The organism is Homoserinibacter gongjuensis, assembly GCF_030161875.1.
Lineage (GTDB): Bacteria > Actinomycetota > Actinomycetes > Actinomycetales > Microbacteriaceae > Homoserinibacter > Homoserinibacter gongjuensis.
In genome coordinates this window covers 579,065-596,069 of record NZ_BSVA01000001.1, presented here as the reverse complement: position 1 = coordinate 596,069, position 17,005 = coordinate 579,065, and the positions used below count along the sequence as shown (strand labels likewise).

Here is a 17,005-nt window from a genome sequence, read left to right as displayed (position 1 = left end):
CGGATCTGGGGTCTCGCATTCGTCACCCCGATCACCCTCCAGGTGATCCTGTTCTCACTCATCCCGGTCGGGATCGCCGTGTACGCGGGGTTCACCGACTGGAACTCCATCCGCGACACCCGCGACTTCGTCGGGCTCGACAACTTCGTCGAGTTCCTCACCGACAAGTACTTCTGGATCGCGGCGGGCAACACGCTCTACATGCTCATCCCAATCCCCTTCTACCTGCTCTTCGGGATCCTCTTCGCGCTCGGCAGTCACCGCCGCACCCCCGGCAGCACGCTCTTCCGCGTGCTCTTCCTACTGCCCTATGTGTCGTCTGTCGTAGCGCTCGTCGTGCTGTGGAAGTGGATCTTCAACTACCAGTACGGGCTCGTGAACCAGGCGCTCGGTGCCGTCGGCATCCAGGGGCCCGACTGGCTGGGCGACCCCGCATGGATCAAGCCCACGATCGTGATCATGATCATCTGGAAGATGATCGGCATCACCTCGATCTACATGCTCGCGGCGCTCAAGAACATCCCCGACGTCTACTACGAGGCGGCCCGCCTCGACGGGGCATCCCCTGTGCGGATGTTCTTCCAGATCACCCTGCCGCTGCTCACGCCGAGCATCTTCTTCCTCACGGTCGTCGGCATGATCGGCTCGCTGCAGACCTTCGTCGAGGTGCAGCTGTTCACCTCCGACGGGGGCGCGAGTACAGCGCGGCGACGATCACCTACTACGTCTGGCAGAAGGCCTTCGGTTCCGGTGAGCTGGGCCTCGCCTCGGCTGCCGCCTTCTTCTTCGCGCTCGTCGTGCTTGCGCTCACCTTGCTGCAGTTCCGTCTCTCGCGGCGCTGGGTCTACGAGGGGGAGTGACGACCATGACCAGAACCAATGTCGCGGCGCGGCGCACGGGAACCGTCATCGCGTTCTCGCTCATGCTGCTCGGTGCGCTCACGATGGTGCTGCCGTTCCTCTGGATGGTGACGACCTCGCTCAAGGAGTCGCGGCTCGTCTTCACCTTCCCGCCCGAGTGGATCCCCGACCCGATCGACTGGGCCAACTATCTCGAGGTCTGGGATGTCGCCCCGCTCGCCGTCGGACTGCTCAACAGCGTCATCGTGACGGTGCTCGTCGTGACGGTGGGCACCTTCTCGTCGACGATGGCTGCGTTCGCCTTCGCGAAGCTCGACTTCCCGCACAAGGACAGGATCTTCGTCGCCCTGCTCGCGACGATCATGATCCCGATGGTCGTGCTGATCATCCCGCAGTTCCTCGTGTTCGTGCAGCTGGGCTGGATCGACACCCTGCTTCCGCTCATCGTGCCGGGGCTGCTCGGCAACGTCACGATGATCTTCTTCCTGCGCCAGTACATGCTCGGGCTCGCCTCCGAGCTGCTCGAGGCGGCCAAGCTCGACGGCGCCGGCTACCTGCGCATCTACTGGAGCATCTTCCTTCCGCTGTGCAAGCCGGCGATCGCGGCCAACGTGATCATCGTCTTCATGGCCACCTGGAACGACTACATCGGGCCGCTCATCTTCACCAACTCGCCCGAGAACTCCACCGTGCAGCTCGTGATCGCCTCGATGAGCTCGTACTACAAGGACCAGACGGACTACCCGATGATCATGACGGCGTCGGTGATCGCCGTGCTGCCGGTGATCCTGCTGTTCACCCTCATGCAGCGCTACTTCGTCGACTCCTTCGCCTTCAGCGGGATCAAGGGATGACCGTGCCGCTCTATCGCAACCCCATCGCCCGCGACGGCGACTTCGCCGACCCCTTCGTGCTGCGGCATGACGGGCGTTACTACCTGTACGGGACGAACCCGGATGTGCGGTGCTGGAGCTCGGACGACCTCGTGTCGTGGACGCTGGAGGGGCCCACGATCGCCCCCGACGCGTTTCCCGGCCTCGTGCCCTTCGCCCCGGAGGTCGTCTACGCCGACGGTGCGTTCTTCATGTACACCTCGCCCTCGGGCCACGGCCACTACGTGCTCCGCGCGGATGCGCCGACCGGCCCCTTCCATGCGGTCACCGGCAACGTGGGGCACGCGATCGACGGCAACGTGCTCATCGACGACGACGGCCGCTGGTACTTCTACTGGGCCGGTGACGAGGGGATCTGGGGCTGCGAGATGGCTTCGCCCACGGAGTTCGGCGAGCCCGTGCTGACAGGCGTGCACATGAACGGCTGGACCGAGGGTCCCTTCGTGACCCGCCGCGGCGACGGCTACGTCATGACGCTCACCGGCAACCACTACCTGAGCCGCGGCTACCGCATCGACGCGGCCTTCAGCGACGATCCGCTGCGGGGCTGGCGCAGCGATCCGCTCAACCCGGTGCTGGTGAGCACGGAGGGCCCGACGACGGGGCTCGGCCACTCGAGCAGCGTGTGTGGCCCCGACCTCGTGTCGAACTACATCGTCTTCCACAACTTCAATGCCGATGCCTCGCGCGACCTCGACATCGACCGCCAGGTGGCGAACGACCGCACGATCCAGGTGCTCGGGCCGTCGACCTCCGCTCCGGTCCCCCCGGCACCGGATGCCGTGTGGACGGGGCAGTTGTCGCCCGTCTTCGGAGCGCTCGTGACGGCCGAGCTCAACCTCACGCCCGAGGCGGGCGCCGACGGCTACGGCATCGCGCTCGAGCCCGCCGGGGAGAGCCGCTCGCGGTGCGGGTGGATCGCGCGACGGGGGCCGTCATCGCCTCCTCGTGTTGGGCAGAGCTCGCCCGTGCGGCCCTGCCCGCGACGTTCGCGCACGAGGCACTGCACTGCTGGCGCGTCGTCGTGGTAGATGCCGAGCTGAGGCTCGCCCTCGACGGACGGGACCAGTTCGCGGTGCCCCTCGATGCGTCCGGTGGGTTCCGCATCCGGGTGCTCGGCGACGTAAATATAGGGCACTGCGCGGCGACAGCCGCGACGGAAGCGGATGCCGACCGGGAAGCGGTCGTGCCGGTTCCGGGCCGCTTCTGGGCGACGCTCTCGCCCGGCGCCGCCGAACTCGTACGCGAGACGCCGGATGCCGTCTACCGCTCGGTCGCTCTCGCACCCGGGGCGCGCCTCGACTACCGCCTGCACCTGCAGCGCGACCTCGAGCCCGTCGTGCACCTCACCGGTGTCTTCACGACGGGTGACGAGCTCGTGCTGGGTCTCGACGGCGCAGAACCCCGCGCGGTGCGCGTGCCCGAGGCGGGCCGCGTCGTGCGCCTGGCCCTCCCGGTGGCGACCGCGGCGAGCGGGGAGCGGATGCCGTGCGAACCCTGACCGTCGAGGCGCGCGCGGGTCACCCCGTGCTGACGCTCGTGACCGTGACGGATGCCGCCGCCCGGGGCGGCGCGCTGCAGCTCGGGCCGCTCACGGCATCCGGTTTCGAGAAGCGCACCGTCGATGCGGGCTCCTTCGGCGACCTCGTGGTCACGGCCGAGCTCTCGGTCGAGGCGCGACCCGGCGGCCACGGCGACCTGCTGCTGCGGGCGAGCGAGCTCTCGGAGGGTGGCGAGGGCGACGACACGCGCCTCGGAATCCACTTCCTGCTCGGCTACTCGGTGCAGCTGCACGCCGAGCGCGTCGTACTCGCCCGGCACGGCTACGACGAGCGGGTGCTCGCCGAGCATCCGCTCACGGCGCCGCTCGACCCGGGAGGCCGACACCGGCTCGTGGTGCGCGCGGCCGGCTCGCGTCTCGCGGTGGAGGTCGACGGCGCACCCGCAATCGACCACGACGACACCCTGCCCCACCTGATCGGCCGCGTCGGCATCCGAGCCGTCGACGCCGAGCTGTACGTGCACGAGCTGCACGTCGACCCGAACGACACCGTGCACCCCTGACGCGAGACGGCGATCGCCCGTCTCGACGATGAGAAAAGGAGCGCAAGTCATGAAGAAGTCAGCAGCGGGGCGGCGACGTCCACTCCGCGGCATCGCCGCCCTTGCGGCGGCGTTCACGGTCGTCGCGACCCTCGCCGCGCCGACCGCCGCATCCGCCTCGCCCGGATCGGTCGTCGCGGCGCCGACGTCGTCGTCCGGTGTCGAGAACAACGACTACCCGCGCATCATCCGTCTCGCCTCGAGTGCCGACCCCGCCCACCGCGGCGATCTGCTCGTGATGTACAGCATCAACGACACGGGCGTGCGCACCCACTCGGTGATCAAGCGCAGCACTGACAGCGGACGCACCTGGTCGGTGCTCAGCACGCTCTACTCGCCGACGCCGGGCTGGGGCATCTACTTCGGTTCGATGTACGAGTTGCCGCAGGCCACCGGCGGCCTCGCCGCGGGCACGATCATCGCCGCCGGCAACGCTTGGGACAACGCCAACTGGGGTTACCAGGAGGTGCAGACCTTCATCAGCACCGACTACGGCGCCACCTGGAGCCAGCGCGGCAACTGCGTCACCAAGTCCGGCACGCCGAACACCGTGTCCACGGGCCTCTGGGAGCCGGAGATCACCGTCAACGCCGACGGCAAGCTCGCCTGCCACTTCTCCGACGAGCGGCTACGCGCATCCGGCTACAGCCAGAAGCTCGTGATGGTGACCTCCTCCGACGGCGGCGCCACCTGGGGCAGCCCCGTGGATGTCGTGGCCATCGGCGACAGCAGCTCGCGCCCCGGCATGCCGATCGTGCGCAAGCTGCCCAACGGCAGCTACGCGCTCGGCTACGAGCTGTGCCGCGACTCGGTCGGAAACGCCGACCAGACCTGCCGGGTGTACCTCAAGATCTCGCCGGACGGCGCCTCGTGGGGCCTGCCGACCGACCTCGGCACCCTCGTGCAGACGGCGGACGGCAGGCAGCTGCTGCACACCCCCGCCCTCGCCTGGATGCCGGGCGGCGGCCCGAACGGCACCCTCGTGATGTCGGGGCAGCGGGTCGTCACCGGCTCGGACGGGCCCACGACGGTCGTGCGTCCCGAGACGGGTCGCGTGGTGTTCGTCAACACCAACCTCGGCGTCGGAGCGTGGGAGGCCGTCTCGGCGCCGCTCACGATCGACCCGACCGGCGACTACAACAACGGCCCCGGCAAGCACTGCGCCAATTACAGCCCGAGCATCGTGCCCACGGCATCCGGCTCGGCGATCATGATGGTCACGCCGCGCTTCGTCTCCGGCTCCAACACGCGCTGCGACGTGCGCTTCGGCATCGGCCCGATCGGCACCCTGCCGCTCTACGCGCCCTTCGACTCCGGCAACGACATGGGCTGGTCGACCTACGGCGGCAGCTGGGCGGTGAGCGGAGGCGTCTACTCGCAGAGCGGCGCCACCGCCGGGCCGAAGTCGCTCGTCGGCTCGACCGGCTGGACCGACGTGACGATCGACACCGACCTCCGGCTCGACACGACGGGCCAGGCCGGCGTGCTGCTGCGCACGCGGGCACCCGCGGTGGGCGCCGACAGCCACGCCGGCTACTACGTCGGCGTCGAGACGAACGGCACGCTCTTCATCGGGCGCCAGAACAACAACTGGGCCTCGCTCGCGCTACAGACCGTCTCGGGGGCGTGACGACCGGCACCTGGTACCACCTGAAGGCGTCGATCGTCGGCTGCACCATCACCGCGATCCTGAAGACCGACGCGGGCACGGCGACGACCACCGCGACCGCAACCGACAGCGGATGCCTCGCCTCCGGTCAGGCGGGTCTGCGCACCCACCTCACCTCGGCGTCGTTCCGCAACGTGCAGGTGACCGCGGCGGGCAGTTCCACCGCGGCCGCCTACAGCGACGCCTGGGCATCGGGTGCCAGCACCGGCTGGGCGGCCTACGGCGGCACCTGGTCGACCACGGGCGGCATCGAGCGCCAGTCGGCGGGCGGCACCGACGGGCCCAAGCTGCTCTCTCCTCCTCGGGTGACGCCTACACGGTCTCGAGCGACGTGAAGCTCACGAGCCTCACAGCCCCGAGCGGCAACGCGGGGGTGCTCGCGCGCACGAGCTCGCCGGGTGTCGGCCCCGACGCCTACACGGGCTACTTCGCGGGCGTCGACGGATCGACGAGCCGGCTCTCGCTCGGCAAGGCGGACGGCAGCTGGACACCGCTCGCCGACGACGTGGTGCCGGGGGCGTGCAACTGAACGCCTGGTACCACGTGACGCTCCGCGTCGTCGGATGCTCGATCACCGCGACGGCGCAGCGCACCACGTCCTGGGATCAGGTGCGCGTGGGCGTGACCGACGCCGGCTGTACCTCGACCGGCGCCGCAGGCGTGCGCACGATGATCGCGGCAGCCGACTTCCGCGAGTTCGGCGTCAGCAAGGGGTGACTTCCTGCGGCGGGCGGGCCGGCTCCCCGGTCCTCCCGCCGCTCCCGCGGTCGGTGACCGCCCGCGGGCCGGTAACCACATCCGCTCCCCGGTACCATGGGCCAGGTGAGCAACCAGGGCATTCGTCTCGGCGTCGTCGGCGCCACCGGTCAGGTCGGCGCTGTCGTGCGTCGCCTCCTCGTGGAGCGCGACTTCCCGATCTCCGACATCCGCTTCTTCGCATCCGAGCGCAGCGCCGGCACGACGCTGCCGTTCCGTGGCGAGGACATCGTCGTCGAGGATGCCGCCACGGCCGACCCCACCGGGCTCGACGTCGCCATCTTCTCGGCGGGCGCCACGATGTCGAAGGTGCAGGCCCCGCGCTTCGCGGCCGCGGGCGTGCTCGTGATCGACAACTCGAGCGCCTGGCGGATGGACCCGGAGGTGCCGCTCGTGGTCTCCGAGGTCAACCCGCACGCCATGGACGAGGCCAAGAAGGGCATCGTCGCGAACCCCAACTGCACCACGATGGCCGCCATGCCGGTGCTCAAGGTGCTCGATGCCGAGGCCGGCCTCGAACGACTCGTGGTGTCGACCTACCAGGCGGTGTCGGGCGCGGCCTCGCCGGCGGCGAGGAGCTGCTCGCGCAGGCGGAGGCCGCGGTGGCCCAGGATGCGATGGGTCTCGTGACCGACGGAGGCGCGGTCGAGCTGCCCGCACCCGCGAAGTTCCCCCGCAACATCGCCTTCAACGTCGTGCCCGTCGCGGGCTCGATCGTCGACGACGGCCTCGACGAGACCGACGAGGAGAAGAAGCTGCGCAACGAGTCGCGCAAGATCCTCGAGCTGCCGGGCCTGCTGGTCTCGGGCACGTGCGTGCGCGTCCCGGTGTTCACCGGCCACTCGCTCTCGATCAACGCGACCTTCGCGAACGGCATCACCGCCGAGCGGGCGCGCGAGTTGCTCGCCGAGGCTCCCGGGGTGCAGCTCGCCGACATCCCGAACCCTCTCGAGGCGGCGGGACAGGATCCCAGCTTCGTGGGCCGCATCCGCCAGGACCAGTCGGTGCCCGACGGCAAGGGCATCGCCCTGTTCATCTCGAACGACAACCTGCGCAAGGGTGCGGCGCTCAACGCGGTGCAGCTCGCCGAGCTCGCCGCCGCGAAGCTCACCGCCGCCTTGGCCTGAGCCTGGTCGGCCGGCTCCGTCCGCGCCGCCGCACATCCGCCGGTCGAGGAGCCGTTCAGCGCGCGCGTGCGCGCCCGCGCGCGAGGTCCTGGTGCGCCAGGCGTCGGAGTGCCGCGAGCACGGGTTCGTGCCCGGCGGTACCGAGCACGGCGTATTCGATCGCGGCGTCCGGGTCCTGTGGCACGTGCGCGATGTCGTACTCGGCGATCGCGCGCACGGGGGCGCGTAGGCGGCGAGTCGCTCGTCATCGAGGGGGATGCCCATCGCCTCGACAGCGGCGAGCGCCTGCTCGAGTTGGCGCACCGCGACGTGGCGGGGCTCGTAGGCCCAGCCGAGCCGCTCGATGACGGCACGGGCTCGCGGATAATCCTCGGCTTCCGGAACCGTGGGCGGCAGCTGCGCGAGCGCGGCGCCGAAGGCGTCGTAGAGCGAGGGCCCGGGGTCGTCGATCACGGCGAGTACGCCGCGCGCCTGCTGCACGCTCAGGCCGACCGTCTCGGTGAGGGCACGGATGACGCCGATGCGTCGCACATGGCTCGCGTCGTAGTCCGAGCGGGTCTGCGAGAGGGCGACCCCCGGATGCAGGAGCCCCTCGCGCAGGTAGAACTTGATCGTCGGCACGGGGGCGCCCGTGCGCGCGGACAGCTCGGACATCAGCATCGGGCAACCCCTTGCATTAGATAGCGACAGTATCTAATATTGGATACCATGACAATCCAACCATGGACCACGATCCTGCTGGGAGCCCTGCTGCTGAGCCTCATCACGGTGGAGACCGGGGGCTGGTTCCTCACGCGGGTGGCGCGGGGCGCCTTTCCCGCCAACACCCTGCAGAAGAACTTCTTCCGCGCCGGCCACGCTCACGCCGCGGTGCTGCTCGTGCTGAGCGTCGCCGTCATCCCGCTGCTCGACACCGTCACCCTGCCGCTCGCCCTCGACCTCGTGGGCCGCTTCGGCATCCCGGTGGCGGCGCTGCTCATGCCTGCCGGGTTCTTCCTCTCGGTGCTCGGGCGGGATCCGGAGCGCCCAGGCCGGGCGTTCGTGCTGCTGTGGGTGGGCGCCGGCTCGCTGACCGTCGGCCTCGCCGCCGCGGGCATCGGGCTCATCGTGGGCGGGGTCGCGCAGCTTCTCTAGGACCTCGGTCCCAAGCGGCTCGCAGCGCCCGACATAAGATGGAGGGCGTGTCTGAACCCGTCGACGTCGTCCTCATCGGCGGCGGAGTGATGAGCGCCACCCTCGGTTCGCTGCTGCAACAGCTCGAGCCGAGCTGGTCGATCACCCTCCTGGAAGCCCTGCCCGATGTCGCACAGGAGAGCTCGAACCCGTGGAACAACGCGGGCACCGGCCACTCCGCCCTGTGCGAGCTGAACTACACGCCCGAGAAGAACGGGCAGATCGACATCTCGAAGGCCGTGCAGGTCAACGAGCAGTTCCAGGTGTCGCGGCAGTACTGGTCGTACCTCGTGTCGGAGGGGCTGCTGCCCGAACCTGCGAAGTTCATCAACCCCGTGCCGCACCTGAGCTTCGTGTGGGGCGAGAACAACGTGGGCTACCTGCGCCGCCGCTACGAGGCGCTCACAGGCCACCCGCTCTTCCCGGGGCTGGAGTACACGGAAGACCCGCGCGTCATCCGCGAGTGGGCACCGCTGCTGCTGCCGGGCCGTAAGAAGAGCCAGCCGATCGCGGCCACGCGCATCGTGGGCGGATCGGATGTCGACTTCGGATCGCTCACCCGCAACCTCATCGACGGCCTCGTGGAGCACGGCGCGAAGGTGCTCGTGGAGCGTCGCGTCACGGGACTCAAGCGCCTGAAGGATGGCACCTGGCGGATCAGCGGACGTCACGTGGTGGGCAACACCCCGTTCGAGCTCACGGCGCGCTTCGTGTTCGTCGGAGCCGGCGGGGCGGCGCTGCACCTGCTGCAGAAGTCGGGCATCCGTGAGATCCGTGGCTACGGCGGGTTCCCCATCAGCGGTCAGTTCCTGCGCACCGACAACCCCGAGCTCGTCGCGCAACACCACGGCAAGGTGTACGGCAAGGCCTCGGTGGGTGCGCCGCCCATGTCGGTGCCGCACCTCGACACGCGCGTCGTCGACGGTCAGGCGAGCCTGCTGTTCGGGCCCTACGCGGGCTTCACCCCAAGTTCCTCAAGACCGGGTCGTGGTTCGACCTGTTCGCCTCGATCCGCTGGCACAACCTCGGCACCATGATCGGCGCAGGCCTCAAGAACCTCGACCTCGTCTGGTACCTCGTGACCGAGGTGCTCGCATCCCGCAGGAAGCAGCACGCCGTGCTGCAGCAGTTCGCGCCGAACGCGAAGCTGCACGACTGGCACCGGATCACCGCGGGCCAGCGCGTGCAGATCATGAAGCGCGGCGCGGATGGCAAGGCCGTGATCCAGTTCGGCACCGAGGTGGTCGCGGGGGCGATGGCACGATCGCGGGTCTGCTCGGGGCATCCCCGGGCGCCTCGACGGCCGTGCCGATCATGCTCGACGTGCTCGCGACATGCTTCCCGCAGCAGCTGTCGGCGTGGGAGCCGCAGCTGAAGCGCATGATCCCCTCCTACGGGACGACCCTCTCCGAGAAGCCGAAGGTCGCCACCAAGGAGCTGAAGGACACCGCGAAGACGCTGGGCCTCGCGGTCTGACGCTGTCGTCGGGCCAAACGCTGTAGCGCTTCACGCGACGCGGCAGGCATCCTTGGCGCTTCCCGTGAGGCGCTGCAGCGTTTGACACATCGCGCCGAGCCGCCTAGGTTCGTCTCTCGTGAAGTTGTGACTCCGACCATCCCCGCGCCCGTGGCCGACGCCCGGCGGGGCTCGTCTCCCCTCGCATCCGAGGGTCGAGCGGATCGGATCACCCACCTTGCGATACCCCTATACCCCTTCCTCCATGCTGCGTGCCGACGCCATCGGCATCTCCTTCGGCGACCGCCGCGTGTTCGCCGACCTCTCGCTGAGCATCGGCCCAGGCCACCGCATCGGCCTCCTCGGTGAGAACGGCGCAGGCAAGTCGACCCTGCTCGGCATCCTCGCCGGCGAGCTCGAACCGGATGCCGGACGCGTCGAGCGCCCCGAGGCCACCTCGCTGCTGCGCCAGGAGGTGCGCGCCGACCCGGATGCGCCGCTCGCCGCGATCATCGAGAACGAGCTGGGCGAACTGCGGCGCCTCGAACGCGAGCTCGAGGCGGCGGGGGAGGCGCTCGCGGGCGAGGACCCGGATGCTGCCGATCGGTACGCGACACTGCTCGCGCGGGCCGAGGCGGCCGAGCTGTGGACCCTCGATGCGCGTCGCGACGAGGTGCTCGACGGCCTCGGCGTCGGTCACCTGAGCCTCGATCGCCCGGTCGCCGAGGTCTCGGGTGGTCAGCGCAGTCGCGTCGCACTCGCGGCGCTGCTGCTCGCGCGACCCGATGCCCTGCTGCTCGACGAGCCGACCAACCATCTCGATGACGCGGCCGTCGCGTTCCTCGCGACCCGCCTCCGCCAGTGGGGCGGGCCCGTGCTGTTCGCGAGCCACGACCGCGCGTTCCTCGACGAGGTGGCGACCGGGCTCGTCGACATCGACCCCGCGGCATCCGAGGGCGTCACACGCTACGGCGGTGGCTACAGCGACTACCTCGCGGCGAAGGAGGCCGAGCGGGCGCGCTGGGAGGCGCGGTTCGCGGAGGAGCGGGACGAGGAGGCTCGGCTCGAGGTTGTCGTGACCACGACCGCGAGCTCGATGCGGCTGACCCGTTCCCGACCCGACAACGAGAAGTTCGGGTGGTATCTCAAGGGCCAGGGCCGCGAGCGTCAGGTGGCGCGTCGCATCCGGAACGCCTCCGTGCGTCTCGACGAACTGCGCGACTCGCGCGTCGGCGAGCCGCCGCCCTCGCTGAGCTTCGTCGGAATTCCGGCCGGCTCGCATGTGCTCGACGGCGACGAGCCGCTCGTGACGCTCGAGGACGCGCGGGTCGAGGGGCGCCTTGCGCTCGATGGCCTCGAACTGGCTCCGGATGCGCGGCTGCTGGTGACGGGACCGAACGGTGCGGGCAAGTCGACGTTGCTCGGCGTGCTCGCCGGGCGCATCGCTCCCGATGCCGGACGGGTGCATCGCAGAAAGGGCCTGCGGATCGCGGCGCTCGAGCAGGACGTGCGGTGGAGCGACCCGTCGTGCACCCCGCGTGAGCTCTATGATCGGGCTCTCGGCGAACGACGCGCGGCCGAGCTGCCCCTCGCGGGCCTGGGCCTGCTCGCGGAGCGCGACCTCGATCGCCCGGTGGGCCGCCTCTCGATCGGGCAGCAGCGGCGCACGGCGCTCGCGCTCATCGTGGCGCGGCCACCGCACGTGTTCCTGCTCGACGAGCCCACGAACCACCTCTCGCTGTCACTCGCGACCGAGCTCGAGGAGGCGCTCGGCGCGTACCCGGGGGCGGTCGTCGTGGCGAGCCACGACCGCTGGCTGCGCCGCCGCTGGGAGGGGCCCGAGCTCTCGTTGGTCGCGGCATGAGCCAGCATCGAGAGGTGGACGCGATCGTGGTGGAGCTGCCGGGCCCCGGGCGGTGGCTCGTGCAGAACAGCCCGGCGCGTCGAGTGCCGAGCCACGGCACGGAGCTCTTCGGCACCCGCTACGCCATCGATCTCGTCGGAGTCGACGATCGCGGCCGCTCGGCCGCGCCGTCGCTGCGAGCGCTCGTCGCCTCGGAGCCGCCCGAGCGCTTCGTCGGATTCGGACGGATGCTGCTCGCGCCCATCGCGGGGGAGGTGCTCGTGGTGCATGACGGCGAGCCCGATCACGAGGCGCGTCGCTCGCCGTTCACGCTGCTGCCGTATGCGCTGGGCCAGGCGGCGCGCGTGCGGGCGGGGGTCGTCGCTATCGCGGGGAATCACCTCATCATCGGCCGGCCCGATGGCAGGTGCGTCGCGCTCGTGCATCTGCGTCGGGGCAGCATCCGCGTGCAGCCCGGAGACCGCGTGGAGGCCGGGGCACCCGTCGCGGAGTGCGGCAACTCGGGCAACTCCACGGAACCCCACGTGCATCTGCAGGCGGCCGACCGTGTCGACATGGCATCCGCGCGTGGTCTGCCGTTCGTGTTCCGCCGGTTCCGCGAGCGCGCGAGAGACGGAACGTGGGTCGAGCGACACCTCGCGGTGCCCGGTGAGGGCTCGCTCGTCGAACCCGCTTGACAGAGAATCGAACGCATGTTCGAATACCTGGATGCGGTGGAGCGGGCAGGAACTGGGGGTCGAGGCAGAGGACGCGCTGCCCGGCCTCGCGCGTCTCAACAACCTGGTGCGCTCGGTTCAGACGCCCGAGTTCGCCGGGCTGACCTTCCACGAGGTGCTCGCCAAGTCGGCGCTCAACCACGTGCCCGGCGCCGCGAAGTCGCTCCCGTTCGGCTGGACGATCAACCCCTACCGCGGCTGCAGCCACCAGTGTGTCTTCTGCCTGGCGCCCGACACCATGATCTTGATGGCGGATGGATGCGAGAAGCTGCTCAGCGACGTGCAGGTGGGGGACGAGATCTACGGAACGGAGTCTCGCGGACGGTATCGCCGATACGTGCGTACGACGGTCGAGGCGAAATGGGCCACGCGGAAGCGCGCCTTCCGGATCGAGCTTGCCGACGGGACGGTGCTCACCGCGAGCGGAGATCATCGATTCCTGACGGAGCGCGGGTGGAAGTACGTGGAACCGGCGGCGCGGCCTGACCAACGCCCGTATCTCACCGGCAACAACCGACTGATGGGGTTCGGGATGGGGCGAGGAGCCATTCCCGTCTCGCGAGGACCGGATTATCGCCGGAGATACCTGAACGGCGTCGTTCAGCCGGCGATCACGCGCAAGCTGAATATGGATGGAAAATCCGTGAAGACCTCGAGCGATCTCACCGTCGTGAGCATCGTGGATCTCGGAGCGGACCTCGACCTCATCGACATCGCGACCGGAACGGGCGATTTCATCGCCAACGGCGTCATCAGTCACAACTGCTTCGCCCGCAATACCCACACCTACCTCGATCTCGACGCCGGGCGCGACTTCGACACCCAGATCATCGTCAAGGTCAACCTCGTCGAGGTGCTCGAGCGCGAGCTCGCGCGGCCGAGCTGGGAGCGCCCGAACGTTGCGCTCGGTACCAACACCGACCCGTATCAGCGCGCGGAGGGGCGCTACCGGCTCATGCCGGGCATCATCGCCGCGCTCGCCGCATCCGAGACGCCGTTCAGCATCCTGACCAAGGGCACGCTGCTACGCCGTGACATCCCCCTGCTGCAGGCCGCGGCCGAGCGGGTGCCGGTCGAGACGGCCATGTCGATCGCGGTCTTCGACGACGAGCTGCAGCACTCGATCGAACCGGGTGCGCCGAGCACGGCAGCGCGCCTTGCGACCGTGCGTGCCGTGCGCGAGGCGGGGCTGCCGTGCTCGGTGTTCCTCATGCCCGTGCTGCCCTTCCTCACCGACTCGCGTGAGCACCTCGAGCGCGCGCTCGCGAGCATCGCGGATGCGGGGGCCACCGGGGTCGCTTACAGCGCCCTGCACCTCCGGCCGGGGGCGAAGGAGTGGTTCGCGGCCTGGCTCGCGCGCGAGCATCCGGAGCTCGTTCCGCGGTATCGGGCCCTCTACGGGGCGGGGGCGTACGCCCCCAAGGAGTACCGTCGACAACTCGCCGCCCGCATCCGACCGCTGCTTCGCCGCTACGGTCTGGAACGCCCGAATGTCGACCCGGCGACCGGTTCCATGGGAGCGCGGCCACGCCCGTCGGCGCGGGGAGCGGTGCGCTCGCCGCCGAGCTCAGCCCGGCCGCGGCGGCGGCGCTGCAGCCGACCCTTTTCTGACGGCAACACGTGCAGGATTCAGCACCTCCTCCCGCGTTCGGAGAGCGCTCTCGGCGGTAGGCTCGACGTCATGAACCCGACCCTCAGCGTGGCACCGGTGCGCGGTGATACCGGGGGTGCGGTCGTGCGGCTGGCCATTCTCGACGACCACGAGGTGCTGCTCGACACCCTCACCACCTGGATCGAGCGCAATGCGCCCGACTTCGACGTCGTGCTCGGCGCCGCCAACTGGCTGCAGCTCGTGCAGAGCCCGGCCTTTCCCACCGACCTGGTCTTCATCGACTTCCAGTTGAAGGAGGCGATCTCGATCGAGGCGCGCGTGCGCACCTGCCGTGCGGCCGGCGCCAAAGTCATCGTGCTCTCGAGCCTCGATACACGCGAGGCGCGCGAGCGCGCGCTCGCGGCGGGGGCGAGTGACTTCCTGTCCAAGTCACTGTCGATGACGGCCGTGATGGCGGCCGCTCGGCGCGTCATGGGCATCGAGGCGGGCGACGAGGCCGGAACCCCGCGCGTCGCCGCATCCGCTGCTCCACTGCAGCACCTCAAACCCAAGCTCAGCCCGGGCGAGGAGGAGGCGTTCAAGCTGTACGTCTCCGGCTACAGCACGAGCGCCGTCGCCGAGCGCATGAACGTGCAATACGAGACGGCCAAGACCTACCTGCGTCGGGTTCGGGAGAAGTACGCGAAGGTGGGGCGGCCGGCGGGCAAGAAGGCAGAACTGATCCGCCGGGCGGCGGAGGACGGATACCTCGAGTAGTGGCGAAGCTGTACTTCCGCTACGGAGCGATGAACTCCGGCAAGAGCACGGCGCTTCTGCAGGCGGCCTACAACTACGAAGAACGCGGGCACGAGGTGCTGCTCGCCAAGCCCGCGATCGACTCGAAGGGCGACAACGCGATCGTCTCGCGGCTCGGCGTGGTGCGGCAGGTCGACTTCACGATCGCGCCCGCGGAGGATCTGCTCGACCGCTTCCTCGCGGAACGCGCACGCGCCGTGCAGGAGCGGGGCCGCGACATCAGTTGCCTCCTGCTCGACGAGGCGCAGTTCCTGTCCGAGCAGCAGGTCGACGATCTGCTGCGCATCGCGATCCAGCAGGACATCCCCGTGCTCGCCTACGGCATCCGCACCGACTTCCAGACGGTCGCGTTCCCCGGAAGCCGGCGCCTGCTCGAGATCGCGCACTCGCTCGAAGAGCTCAAGACGATCTGCCGCTGCGGGCGCAAGGCGGTGTTCAACGGCCGTCGCATCGGTGACCGCTTCGTGTTCGACGGCGATCAGGTGGCGATCGACGGAACCGAGGTGACCTACGAGTCGCTGTGCGGCGCGTGCTATCTCGAGGAATCGGGCGGCGTGCTGAACCGCGGATGGCGCCCCAAGTTGGAGTTCAGCTACGGCGACGAGCCGGACGCCGACTTCACGTGATCGGGCGCTGTCAGGATCGGGTATCCTTGACAGGTTGCCGTTGGCAGCACCGGGGTATGGCGCAGCTTGGTAGCGCGCGTCGTTCGGGACGACGAGGCCGCAGGTTCAAATCCTGTTACCCCGACCAATGAGAAAGGGCCGCCTTCGGGCGGCCCTTTCTCATGTGCCGAGCAGTTCTTCAGCCAGCCGAGAGTGGCACCGGTGTGAGGGTCATGACGATCGCCTCCGGCGGGCACGCGAAGCGCACCGGCGCGTAGATCGACGTGCCGAGACCCGCCGACACCTCGAGGAAGGCGCTGCGGGCGCCCGCCCGCCACACCGACAGACCCTGCGCCTGCGCGTGCGGGATGTCGCAGTTCGCCACGAGGGCGGGGCGACCGGGGATGCGGACCTGGCCGCCGTGGGTGTGGCCGGCGAAGATGAGGTCGGCCCCTGGCTCACGAAAGCGTCGAGCACGCGACGGTAGGGGGCGTGGGTGACGCCGATCGTGAGCACCTGGCGCGGCTCATCGCTCGACCACTCGACGTTCTCGCGCATCTCCTCGACAGCGCCCGGCAGCTCGCCGAGGCGATCCCAGCCGCGGTGCGCGTCGCGCGTGCCCATGAACTCGATGCGGGTGCCCTTGATCTCGACCGCGTGCACGCGGTTGTTGAGGTCGAGCCAGCCCAGCTCGTCGTGGAGGAAGCTGTTGAGGGCGGCCGTGTCGAGATCCGCCTCCCGCTTGGCGACGCGCCCCGACGACTTCAGGAAGTAGCCGAAGGGGTTCTTGAACATCGGGCCGAAGTGGTCGTTCGATCCGTGCGCGAACACGCCCGCCGCGCCGGCGAACGGCTCGAGCGCGCGGCGCACGCCCTCGAGGCCGTCCATGTGACCCAGGTTGTCGCCGGTGTCGATCACCAGGTCGGGTTCGTAGACCGCGAGCGAGCGGATGAAGTCCTGCTTCATCCGCTGCCACGGCGCCATATGCATGTCGCTGAGGTGCAGGATCGTGATGGGCCGCGCATCCGGTTCGAGCACCGCAAGGGTCTCGTGGCGCACCGTGAAGCGGTTGCGCTCCACGACCACGCCCCACGCGAGCGTGGCGAGGCCCGCGGCCGCCGTCACGCCCAGCGCGCCGGCGACCGCGCGTCCCGCGTTCGTCACGGGCAGCTGTTCTTCCGTACGGTCAACGTCACCTGGTTGTTCTTGTTGACGACGGAACCCGCGGCGGGGTTCTGTGCGACGACGTTGTTGAGCGTGCCGGGGAGTGGTTCACCGGTGGCGTCGGGTCGAACTCCTCACACGTCTGCGTGACGTTGGTGAAGCCGGCCGACTGCAGCTGGTTCTTCGCGTCGTTGAAGTTCTGGTTCGGCCCCA

Annotated in this window: 15 protein-coding genes, 1 tRNA gene and 7 pseudogenes; 18 read left to right on the top strand and 5 right to left on the bottom strand. The window is 69.6% G+C overall.

Annotated features, from left to right (window positions below; translation table 11 throughout):
- Positions 1-54: 54 nt before the first annotated feature.
- Complete coding sequence (locus QQK29_RS03305; RefSeq protein ID WP_284297769.1) at positions 55-261, bottom strand: hypothetical protein; 207 nt, start codon at positions 259-261, stop codon at positions 55-57.
- Here QQK29_RS03305 and QQK29_RS18415 point away from each other — a divergent pair.
- The 10 genes and pseudogenes from QQK29_RS18415 to QQK29_RS03255 form a co-directional block, all read left to right on the top strand.
- Positions 202-642 (top strand): annotated as a pseudogene (locus QQK29_RS18415) (carbohydrate ABC transporter permease); the annotation flags it as partial. The gene QQK29_RS03305 and the pseudogene QQK29_RS18415 overlap by 60 nt on opposite strands.
- Before the next feature lie 223 nt (positions 643-865).
- Positions 866-1,714: a carbohydrate ABC transporter permease gene (locus tag QQK29_RS03295; protein ID WP_284297765.1), complete on the top strand. Its 849-nt coding sequence runs from the start codon at positions 866-868 to the stop codon at positions 1,712-1,714.
- Positions 1,711-2,784, top strand: a complete 1,074-nt coding sequence (locus tag QQK29_RS03290; protein WP_284297763.1) for a glycoside hydrolase family 43 protein — start codon at positions 1,711-1,713, stop codon at positions 2,782-2,784. The genes QQK29_RS03295 and QQK29_RS03290 overlap by 4 nt, the downstream gene beginning before the upstream one ends.
- Positions 2,778-3,254: a hypothetical protein gene (locus tag QQK29_RS03285; protein WP_284297761.1), complete on the top strand. Its 477-nt coding sequence runs from the start codon at positions 2,778-2,780 to the stop codon at positions 3,252-3,254. Before QQK29_RS03290 ends, QQK29_RS03285 begins: the two co-directional genes overlap by 7 nt.
- Positions 3,242-3,817, top strand: coding sequence for a hypothetical protein (locus tag QQK29_RS03280; protein ID WP_284297759.1), 576 nt, complete (start codon positions 3,242-3,244; stop codon positions 3,815-3,817). Before QQK29_RS03285 ends, QQK29_RS03280 begins: the two co-directional genes overlap by 13 nt.
- Positions 3,818-3,866: 49 nt before the next feature.
- Complete coding sequence (locus QQK29_RS03275; protein WP_284297757.1) at positions 3,867-5,486, top strand: exo-alpha-sialidase; 1,620 nt, start codon at positions 3,867-3,869, stop codon at positions 5,484-5,486.
- Positions 5,483-5,860 (top strand): hypothetical protein, encoded by a 378-nt coding sequence (locus QQK29_RS03270; RefSeq protein WP_284297755.1) that lies wholly within the window; start codon positions 5,483-5,485, stop codon positions 5,858-5,860. Before QQK29_RS03275 ends, QQK29_RS03270 begins: the two co-directional genes overlap by 4 nt.
- Complete coding sequence (locus tag QQK29_RS03265) at positions 5,857-6,054, top strand: hypothetical protein (RefSeq protein WP_284297752.1); 198 nt, start codon at positions 5,857-5,859, stop codon at positions 6,052-6,054. The genes QQK29_RS03270 and QQK29_RS03265 overlap by 4 nt, the downstream gene beginning before the upstream one ends.
- Positions 6,045-6,242: a hypothetical protein gene (locus tag QQK29_RS03260; RefSeq protein WP_284297750.1), complete on the top strand. Its 198-nt coding sequence runs from the start codon at positions 6,045-6,047 to the stop codon at positions 6,240-6,242. Before QQK29_RS03265 ends, QQK29_RS03260 begins: the two co-directional genes overlap by 10 nt.
- A gap of 96 nt (positions 6,243-6,338) precedes the next feature.
- Positions 6,339-7,408: pseudogene (locus QQK29_RS03255) on the top strand (aspartate-semialdehyde dehydrogenase).
- A 55-nt stretch (positions 7,409-7,463) separates the two neighbouring features.
- Here QQK29_RS03255 and QQK29_RS03250 read toward each other — a convergent pair.
- Both QQK29_RS03250 and QQK29_RS18410 read right to left on the bottom strand, forming a co-directional pair.
- Positions 7,464-7,625, bottom strand: coding sequence for a hypothetical protein (locus QQK29_RS03250; protein ID WP_284297748.1), 162 nt, complete (start codon positions 7,623-7,625; stop codon positions 7,464-7,466).
- Between the two features lie 248 nt (positions 7,626-7,873).
- Positions 7,874-8,062 (bottom strand): annotated as a pseudogene (locus QQK29_RS18410) (MerR family transcriptional regulator); the annotation flags it as partial.
- Between the two features lie 54 nt (positions 8,063-8,116).
- Here QQK29_RS18410 and QQK29_RS03245 point away from each other — a divergent pair.
- The 8 genes and pseudogenes from QQK29_RS03245 (at position 8,117) to QQK29_RS03210 (ending at position 15,776) form a co-directional block, all read left to right on the top strand.
- Positions 8,117-8,542: a hypothetical protein gene (locus tag QQK29_RS03245; RefSeq protein ID WP_284297746.1), complete on the top strand. Its 426-nt coding sequence runs from the start codon at positions 8,117-8,119 to the stop codon at positions 8,540-8,542.
- Between the two features lie 38 nt (positions 8,543-8,580).
- Positions 8,581-10,057: pseudogene (gene mqo / locus QQK29_RS03240) on the top strand (malate dehydrogenase (quinone)).
- Between the two features lie 244 nt (positions 10,058-10,301).
- Positions 10,302-11,900 (top strand): ABC-F family ATP-binding cassette domain-containing protein, encoded by a 1,599-nt coding sequence (locus QQK29_RS03235; RefSeq protein WP_284297744.1) that lies wholly within the window; start codon positions 10,302-10,304, stop codon positions 11,898-11,900.
- Positions 11,901-11,914: 14 nt separating this feature from the next.
- On the top strand, positions 11,915-12,577 hold the full coding sequence (locus QQK29_RS03230) for a M23 family metallopeptidase (protein ID WP_284297742.1): 663 nt from the start codon (positions 11,915-11,917) through the stop codon (positions 12,575-12,577).
- A 31-nt stretch (positions 12,578-12,608) separates the two neighbouring features.
- A pseudogene (locus QQK29_RS03225) lies at positions 12,609-14,036 on the top strand (Rv2578c family radical SAM protein); the annotation flags it as partial.
- A gap of 93 nt (positions 14,037-14,129) precedes the next feature.
- Complete coding sequence (locus tag QQK29_RS03220) at positions 14,130-14,984, top strand: response regulator transcription factor (RefSeq protein ID WP_348533908.1); 855 nt, start codon at positions 14,130-14,132, stop codon at positions 14,982-14,984.
- Positions 14,984-15,649 carry a thymidine kinase gene (locus tag QQK29_RS03215; RefSeq protein ID WP_284297740.1) on the top strand — a complete coding sequence of 222 codons (666 nt, stop codon included), beginning with the start codon at positions 14,984-14,986 and terminating at the stop codon, positions 15,647-15,649. The genes QQK29_RS03220 and QQK29_RS03215 overlap by 1 nt, the downstream gene beginning before the upstream one ends.
- Positions 15,650-15,699: 50 nt before the next feature.
- Positions 15,700-15,776: transfer RNA gene (locus tag QQK29_RS03210), tRNA-Pro, on the top strand.
- Positions 15,777-15,827: 51 nt separating this feature from the next.
- On the opposite strand, the pseudogene QQK29_RS03205 reads toward QQK29_RS03210, so the two are convergent.
- Positions 15,828-16,798, bottom strand: a pseudogene (locus QQK29_RS03205) (metallophosphoesterase).
- Positions 16,789-16,863 (bottom strand): annotated as a pseudogene (locus QQK29_RS18405) (hypothetical protein); the annotation flags it as partial. The pseudogenes QQK29_RS03205 and QQK29_RS18405, both read right to left, overlap by 10 nt.
- Between the last annotated feature and the right edge of the window lie 142 nt (positions 16,864-17,005).